Here is a 6,910-nt window from a genome sequence, read left to right on the forward strand (position 1 = left end):
TCAGGTCAGGTAATTCAACAGGCTGAGTTGCTGCAGGCGTGCGGTCAGCGCGAAGGATGTTTCGATGTGCTGTGTCAGGTCGGCGACCCGGGTCGCGGCTTCGGCCGGATCGACGGCTTCCAGATCGAGAATGTGCCGTTCGAAAAGATCGACCTGCGTTTTCATCCGGTCGTTTGCATCGGAAACCCGCTTCTGGACGATGCCGGTCTCGGACTGAACCTGGGCAATGCCGCTCAGCGCTTCGCCGACGATTGCCGTCGAGCGGCTGACGACCGTATTTTTCGCTGCCTGGCTGATGTTGCTGGACATCAGGCTGGAGACCATGGCTGCGGCCATTGCGAGCTTTTGAATGCCGTCGCTGTTGGCGCTGGTCGAGGTCGGTGTGGTTTCGTTGAGGGCGATGCGGCTGACGATCTGCTGGTCGGTGGCATTCGACCAGTTGCCTTGCCAGCCCGCGCCCATGAATTGCGGTACGACGTCGTTGGTGATGAAATCGTCCATCTGGGCGGCGGTGATGTCGGCCGCGAGCGGGTCGTCCTGGGTGAAACCGAAATTGGCGACGAAGGAAGCATCGAACGCCGCCTTGGCGGGCGAGCCGGCGGCGGTGAAGTCGTTGATCGGCTTGACGTCGGTGTTGGTGCCGGCGAACAGGTATTCGCCATTGACGCTGGTGTTGAGGATCGAGGTCAGCTGCTGGATGGTCGCCTTGCCGGAGGATTGGGTGAGACTGTTGGAAGAATCGCTTGATGAAGCGGTGGTCAGGGCGGACAGAAAGGTCTGCGCTGCGCTGGACAGCTGGCTAAGCGAGGTCTGCGTCGAGGAGAGCCGGGCGCCGACCAGGCCGTTTGAATCGATGATGACATTGAGCCGGTCGAGATCACGCGAGAATGTGACGGACTGGGCTGTGCGCCCTCCGAGAGCCAGGCCGACATCGGCGACCCTGCCGGTCGAGGCTTCCTTTGTGACTTTGACAAGTTCTGCCTGCATGCGCATCTGCTGGGAGCGCATCGCGTTCGATATGGCCGCTGACGAGACTGAAGTCATGGATTATCCCACCGCGTTGAGCAAGGCAGTCAGCATGTCGTCGACGGTTTTCATCATCCGGGCCGATGCCTGATAGGTGTGTTCGAGGTCGAGCAGCAGCGACATTTCCTGGTCGACATTGACGCCGGTTGCGTTGGACAGCGCCTCGGCGCTGCGCGAGGCCAGCGCTTCCTTGGCGTCGGAAGCGGTCGACGCCTGCTGACGCACGCCCTCGAACCAGCCGATCGAATTGGCGGCGTAGTCGGAAACGCTGGACGTTGCCGAAACCCCCGCGGCGGGGTCGAAAGTCATCGGCTGGTCGAGCCGGTCGCCATAGGCAACCAGAAGGGTGGAATAGGACGCGCCGCCGCCGGTGTTGGCGACATAGGCGGCACCATTGGCACCGCCGTCACGCAGCAACGTCGGATTGCCACCGCTGCTCGGGTCCATCGCCGCATTGACGCTGATGGACGCGGCAAGGCCGTTGACCAGCGTGCCCGCGGCCGGGATGGCCGGCGCGCCCGACCAGGTGAACAGGCCGGTTTTGTTAGGCTGCGATGGCGCCGTTTCGGCGAAGGCAGTGATCAGGCCACGCGCGGTCTCATCGAGCTGGCTCTGCATGGTCGAGGCGACGCCGTCGCGCAATTGCAGCAGGCCGGCGAGTGTGCCGCTGGCGCTGGTGTTGCCGCCGGCTCCCGCCGAGATCGGCACATTGTCGATATAGACGGCATTGCCGGCGGCACCCGCGGTATAGCCGGCCGACGCTGCGAAGGTGACCGTGCGCGGTATCGTCTCGAACAAAGTCGTGCCGTCACCGGTGGTGATGACCATGTCGTTGTCGCCACGCGTGAAGGTCGACACCGGGACATAGTTCGAAATCTTCTTCAAAAGCGCGTCGCGCTGGTCGAGCGCGTCGGAAACGTCGGTGCCGGAACGGGTTCCGGACATGACCGCGGTGTTGGCATCCTGGAACTGGCTGAGCAGCGAGTTCAAGTCGTCGACCGCCGTGGCGATCTGGCCGTCGGTCTGGGTGCGGAAATCCTGGATGGCCTTGGAGCCCTCATTGAGCGAGCGCACGACCTGTTTGGCTGCGTCGATGACGCTGGCGCCGAGGTTCTGGTTGGACGGCGAGGTGGCGTAGAGCTGCAGCGCCTGCTGCAGGTTGCCGATAGCGGTCGAGGGCGAGGACGCATTGTCGACGCCGTTGACCGCAACGCCCAGCTGATCCATGCCGCTGTAGAGCGCGTTCTGGCCGCTCCAGGTAGACAGCGCGGCGAGGTTCTGGCGGAACAAAAGGTCGTTGGTGGCGCGCTGGATATCAACCGAACGCGCGCCCGGCGCCGTGCTGGTGACGACGGCCTGGCGGCGCGAATAGTCCGGATTGGAGGCGTCGGCGACGTTGCGCGAGACGACGCTGGTCTGTCGCGCGGTGTTCATAAGCGCCGACTGGGCGATACTCAATGCGGTAGACAGTGACATGCGCGTCTTTCGCGGGCGGTGCCCGTCTTATCTCTTCAGGTTGACAAGGACGTCCATCAGATCGGAACCGGTCTGGAAGACTTTCGAATTGGCGGTGTAGCTGCGCTGCGCCGCGATCATGTTGGTCAGTTCTTCGGCGATATCGACGTTGGAATTCTCGAGTGCGCCGGAGATGATGGAGCCGAGCTTGCCCTCATTGGCAAAGCCGACACGGACTGCGCCGGATTCGGTGCCCTGCGAGTAGACATTGCCGGGCAGTGCGGTGAGCTGGTCCGGGCTCTGCACGTCGGCCAGCGGAATCTTGTAGAGCGGCTTGGTGGAACCGTCCTTGTACTGGGCGTAGATGGTGCCGTCCTTGCTGATCTGGACCTTATCGATGGTGCTCGGCGCGTTGCCGTTGACCTGGGCGTCGGAAACGGTGAAGCCGGTGCCGAGCTGGGTCAGCGCCGACAGGTCGAGATTGAGGCTGGCGCCGTTCGGCACGGTAAATGAAACGCCGGTGGGCGTGCCGGTGAGCTTGCCGGTGGTGGTATCGAAGGTCAGGTTGGCCGAGCCCAGAAAGCCGCCGGCGGTATAGGGGAACGATGTTCCGGGCGTGGCCTTCGACTGATCGAAGACCGCCACCTGCCAGGTGCCGGTGCCGGTGTTGGTGAAGTAGACGTCGAGCAGCTTCTTATTGCCGAGGTTGTCATAGGCGACCATCGAGGACTTCGACGTGTATTGCGCGGACGCAGCATTGGCGGCAGGCAGGTTGGCGGTCGCGACCGGTGTCGCGCCTGCCGGCAGGTTGCCGGCATAGCTAGCCTCGGTGCTCGGCGTTGCGGTCATTCCCTGGTCGGAGATGACAACCGGAACCAATCCCTCGAAGCCGTTGACCGTCGCTGCGGGCACGCCATTCTCGTAGCTATAGGCCATCAGCTGGAAGCCGGCCGAGTTGACCAGCCTGCCCTGCCCATCGGGAACGAAGGCGCCGGCGCGGGTCAGGTAGGGCGTACCGCTCGGATCCTGAACGACAAAGAAGCCATCGCCGCTGACGGCAAGGTCGGAGACCGAGGTCGTGTACTGAAGCACGCCTGGATCGCTGACCGCCTGACGGATCGTCGTGGTGACGCCGCCGGAATTGTAGGCACCGCCCGTCGACGGCATGACCAGCGTCGAAAATTCGGCGGAGGACCGCTTGTAACCGGTGGTGTCGGAATTGGCGATGTTGTCGGCGACCGTCGATAGGCGGTTCGCCTGCGCGTTCATGCCGGAAACGCCGGTCCGCATCATTCCGTAGAGGCTCATCGAAACGTCTCCGCTGTGTCCATGCCACTGGCTACGAGGCTACGCGTGTTTTCTTGCGCGAGGCTGGCGCGGCGCTGCATCAGAAGACGAGCCGGTAGCCAAGGAAACGCTTGGAATCGATCGGGTCGGTGCCCAGCTTTTCGCGCAGCTTCTTGCGCAGTTTGCTGATGTGGCTTTCCACCACGTTCTCCTCGACCTCTTCGTCGAAGATGCCGTAGATGGCATTGAAAACCTGGGTCTTGGTGACGCGACGCCCGCGATTGCTCGCCAGATATTCGAGGATGCGGCGCTCGCGGCGCGGCAGGGGCAAGGGCTGACCATCGATCTCGGGGTCGCGCCCGTCCATGAAGATACGCATGGCGCCGATCTCGGTGTAGGCGACGTCTTCCTGGGCGCGGCGGCGGATGGCGGTGATGCGGGCCAGGATCTCGCGGATGTGGACGGGCTTGCGAATGACGTCGTCGACGCCGCTCTCGAACAACCGCAGCGTGTTCTCTAGGGAATGCTGTTCGCTGAGCGCAATGACCGGAGCGCCGGTGCGGTCGCGGATCTGGCGGGGAGAGATGGAGCCTTCGCGGCAGTCGCCGATGAGGAAGGCTCGGACCGAGCGCAGATCGGTGTCGGCGGCCGAGCTCACCCACTCACCGAACTCGCCGGACGCAAAGCCCGCACAGGCGATGCCCTCACGATCGAAAAGTGAATTGTATCCCTCTGTTACGAGCTCGCGCTCGTCAACGATAACAATCATCGGCCCCGCCTTCCGAATCAAATCATTTGCCCCGTGAAGAGAGGCGTATCCGCTGGCGAGAATCCTGAACAACCGTCATTTCTTGTAGCTAGTTTCTTGGGAGTCTCGAATCGTATCGGTTGCATTAGCGTGCAGCCAGATACGCCTTCGGTGGCAAGTTTTGACCAAGTGAACCGACAATTCCGGGTTGTGCGGTTGCTTTATTAGAAGCGGAAATACGCTTATGGGTTGCAGAAGCCGCGGGCGTTCGCGGTCCATTTTCCAAAGCCGGTAGCGACCATATTGGCAATGACGCGGCAGACATAGATCTTCTGCGCCGGATCGTTGTCGGGACCGGCATGATAGCGGGCGACGGCCATCGACCAGGTCTCATGACGGGCATGGAGGCTGGCCAGGAAGCGCGCCGCATAGTCGACGTTCTGACGTGGGTCGAGCATGTCCTCGACGCTGCGAAAATGCGACGCGTGGTAGTGGTGGTTGATCTGCATGCAGCCCAGATCGATCAGCGTCTTGCCCTCGCGCCGCGCATTGGCGAAAGCGGCAAGGGCCTCGGTCCGGCTCTTCGGAAAGACTGCTTTTCCCTCTATATTCAAGGCGTTGGGCTGAAGGCTTCCCTTGTTGCCGGTCTCCGTCAAGCCAACCGCATAGAGGATGCCTGCGGGCACGCCATAGCGATCGGCGGCGCGCAGGATCTCCGGCTCGCAAGGGTTGGTCGCGGCTGCGGCAGCGCTTGCCGCGCTAGATAAAGATATCGCCGCCAGCGCGCTCGCGAGAAGGCGAAGTGCCGCGGCCGTAGTCCTGCGCGTCATCGTTGCGTTTCCCTGCGGATTGCTGACCCGGTTGCTGGCTGCCCGCTCCACCATTGCCGCCGCCCGAACTCCCCGGTTGGAAAGATGATGGATCGCGGCCTGTTGCCGCCGGCAAAGGGGCGGTTGCATCGGCGCGGGTTGCGGCAGGAATTGCAATCGAAGGTTGCAGGATTGTGACCTTGTCAACCTCGAAGCCGAGCCCGCGCAGCGATTTGATGATGGCCTCGCTGTCGGCGGACAACCGGCGGTAGGCGTCGTGTGTTTGAGGCTTCAGCTCAATCGAAAGTTGTTCTCCGGAGAGGCGGAGATGGGCCGTCACCATGCCGAGTTCGGCGGGATGAAGTTCGATCTTCAACACATGTGTCGGAACGGCAACAGGGCTGGCCAGCTGGGCGGCCGCGGATGAGGCCGAAAGCGCCTTTTGCGGGCCGCTTTCGGCGGCTATGGCGTTGATCACATTGAGGGCTGCCTGGCTGACGGGACTCTGCGGCGGTGCGGGAAAGCTCTGTTCGGACACCACGTCCATGCGCGCGGACAGGGACTGTTTTCCCGCTTCGGGCCGTATCGCGGACTGGACGTCCTCGATGCTTTTCATCGCCGGCCCGGCGTGCTTCGACTGTACCCCGGGCACGTCGGCAGCCGGGGCGTCCGGCAGCTTCAGGGCCGCCACGGTATTGTCGCGTTTCGGCGCGCTTGAGGCAGCGCTTGGCGGTTGACTGTCGAGTTCCGCCAGAGGCCCGTCGACGATCGAAGCCTGCTCCGGCTTCGACACGGTGGCGAGAGCCTCGCGTCCGGCCGTAGACTTCGACCGGTAGGTCTTTGGCAGTGGAGCCTGCCCGTCGAGTGCCGGGTCCGACGGGCTCTCGCCGGATGCCGCGTCGCGCCCGGATGCCTTGGCCGATGTCGAGAAATGGCGCAGGTCATGAAACGCGATCAGCAGCGGCAGGTCGTCCTGAAGCGGCACGGCATCGGCGTCCGGCGCCGCGTCTTCGGCGTCGACTTCGTCCTTGTGCGCCTTTGCTTCCAGGCCGTCCTTGCCGATTTTCACGGTCTGCGCTTTGGCTGAGATAACCTTTTCAGGCTCGGCCTTGCCGCCATGCCCGGCAAGGCCGGCGGCGAGCTTGCCCCAACGCTGCTCGCGCGATCCTGCCTCGGTCGTCGGCTGCCGTTCAGGGCGAGCAGGCGCCGTGTCGCCGCGCAGCATCTTGCCGAAACCGGCGTCATCGTTCCTGCCATTCGCGGCAGGTTGATCCGACGTCGCGCGCGCGGAGGCAAATCCCGGCAAGGCCGAGCCGAGGCTGGTGGTCATTTGGGGGCGGCTCCAAGCATCTGGTCGATCAAGTCGAGCTGTCGACGTGTTCTGGTCATGGCGGCGTCGGTCGGATCGGCGGGCTCCGGCCCGGTAGCGGGCGCCGGTGCCGAGGCCGGCATGACGGTCGCTGCGCCCGCGGGAGCGGCTGCAACCGCCGGCGCGTCCCGCGCATTCGTGGGTGGTCCGCCGGGGGCCGCGGGGTCGGCAGGTTGTTGCCAGCTCGCCCCTTAGACCGGTGGCAGTCCGCGGTCA

At 63.8% G+C, this 6,910-nt stretch carries 6 protein-coding genes; all 6 read right to left on the bottom strand.

Going from position 1 to position 6,910, the window contains the following annotated elements:
- Positions 1–1,044, bottom strand: a complete 1,044-nt coding sequence (locus NKJ06_RS20110) for a flagellar hook-associated family protein (protein WP_352632655.1) — start codon at positions 1,042–1,044, stop codon at positions 1–3.
- Positions 1,045–1,047: 3 nt separating this feature from the next.
- Positions 1,048–2,502 carry a flagellar hook-associated protein FlgK gene (flgK, locus tag NKJ06_RS20115; protein WP_352810450.1) on the bottom strand — a complete coding sequence of 485 codons (1,455 nt, stop codon included), beginning with the start codon at positions 2,500–2,502 and terminating at the stop codon, positions 1,048–1,050.
- 27 nt (positions 2,503–2,529) lie between these two features.
- The gene (locus NKJ06_RS20120; protein WP_352632657.1) at positions 2,530–3,789 is read right to left on the bottom strand and encodes a flagellar hook protein FlgE; all 1,260 of its coding nucleotides are present in this window, start codon (positions 3,787–3,789) and stop codon (positions 2,530–2,532) included.
- A 79-nt stretch (positions 3,790–3,868) separates the two neighbouring features.
- Positions 3,869–4,537: a response regulator transcription factor gene (locus NKJ06_RS20125; protein ID WP_352632692.1), complete on the bottom strand. Its 669-nt coding sequence runs from the start codon at positions 4,535–4,537 to the stop codon at positions 3,869–3,871.
- A gap of 221 nt (positions 4,538–4,758) precedes the next feature.
- Positions 4,759–5,346: a transglycosylase SLT domain-containing protein gene (locus tag NKJ06_RS20130; protein WP_352632658.1), complete on the bottom strand. Its 588-nt coding sequence runs from the start codon at positions 5,344–5,346 to the stop codon at positions 4,759–4,761.
- Positions 5,276–6,655, bottom strand: a complete 1,380-nt coding sequence (gene fliK, locus NKJ06_RS20135; protein WP_352810451.1) for a flagellar hook-length control protein FliK — start codon at positions 6,653–6,655, stop codon at positions 5,276–5,278. Before fliK ends, NKJ06_RS20130 begins: the two co-directional genes overlap by 71 nt.
- Positions 6,656–6,910 lie beyond the last annotated feature (255 nt).

It is taken from the genome of Mesorhizobium sp. M0293 (genome assembly GCF_040321735.1).
In the GTDB taxonomy this organism is placed as follows: domain Bacteria; phylum Pseudomonadota; class Alphaproteobacteria; order Rhizobiales; family Rhizobiaceae; genus Mesorhizobium.

Coding starts and splice junctions, on each gene's coding strand:
- flgK (WP_352810450.1), bottom strand. CDS start 2,502: ATGTCACTGTCTACCGCATTGAGTATCGCCCAGTCGGCGCTTATGAAC.
- NKJ06_RS20130 (WP_352632658.1), bottom strand. CDS start 5,346: ATGACGCGCAGGACTACGGCCGCGGCACTTCGCCTTCTCGCGAGCGCG.
- NKJ06_RS20110 (WP_352632655.1), bottom strand. CDS start 1,044: ATGACTTCAGTCTCGTCAGCGGCCATATCGAACGCGATGCGCTCCCAG.
- NKJ06_RS20120 (WP_352632657.1), bottom strand. CDS start 3,789: ATGAGCCTCTACGGAATGATGCGGACCGGCGTTTCCGGCATGAACGCG.
- fliK (WP_352810451.1), bottom strand. CDS start 6,655: ATGACCACCAGCCTCGGCTCGGCCTTGCCGGGATTTGCCTCCGCGCGC.
- NKJ06_RS20125 (WP_352632692.1), bottom strand. CDS start 4,537: ATGATTGTTATCGTTGACGAGCGCGAGCTCGTAACAGAGGGATACAAT.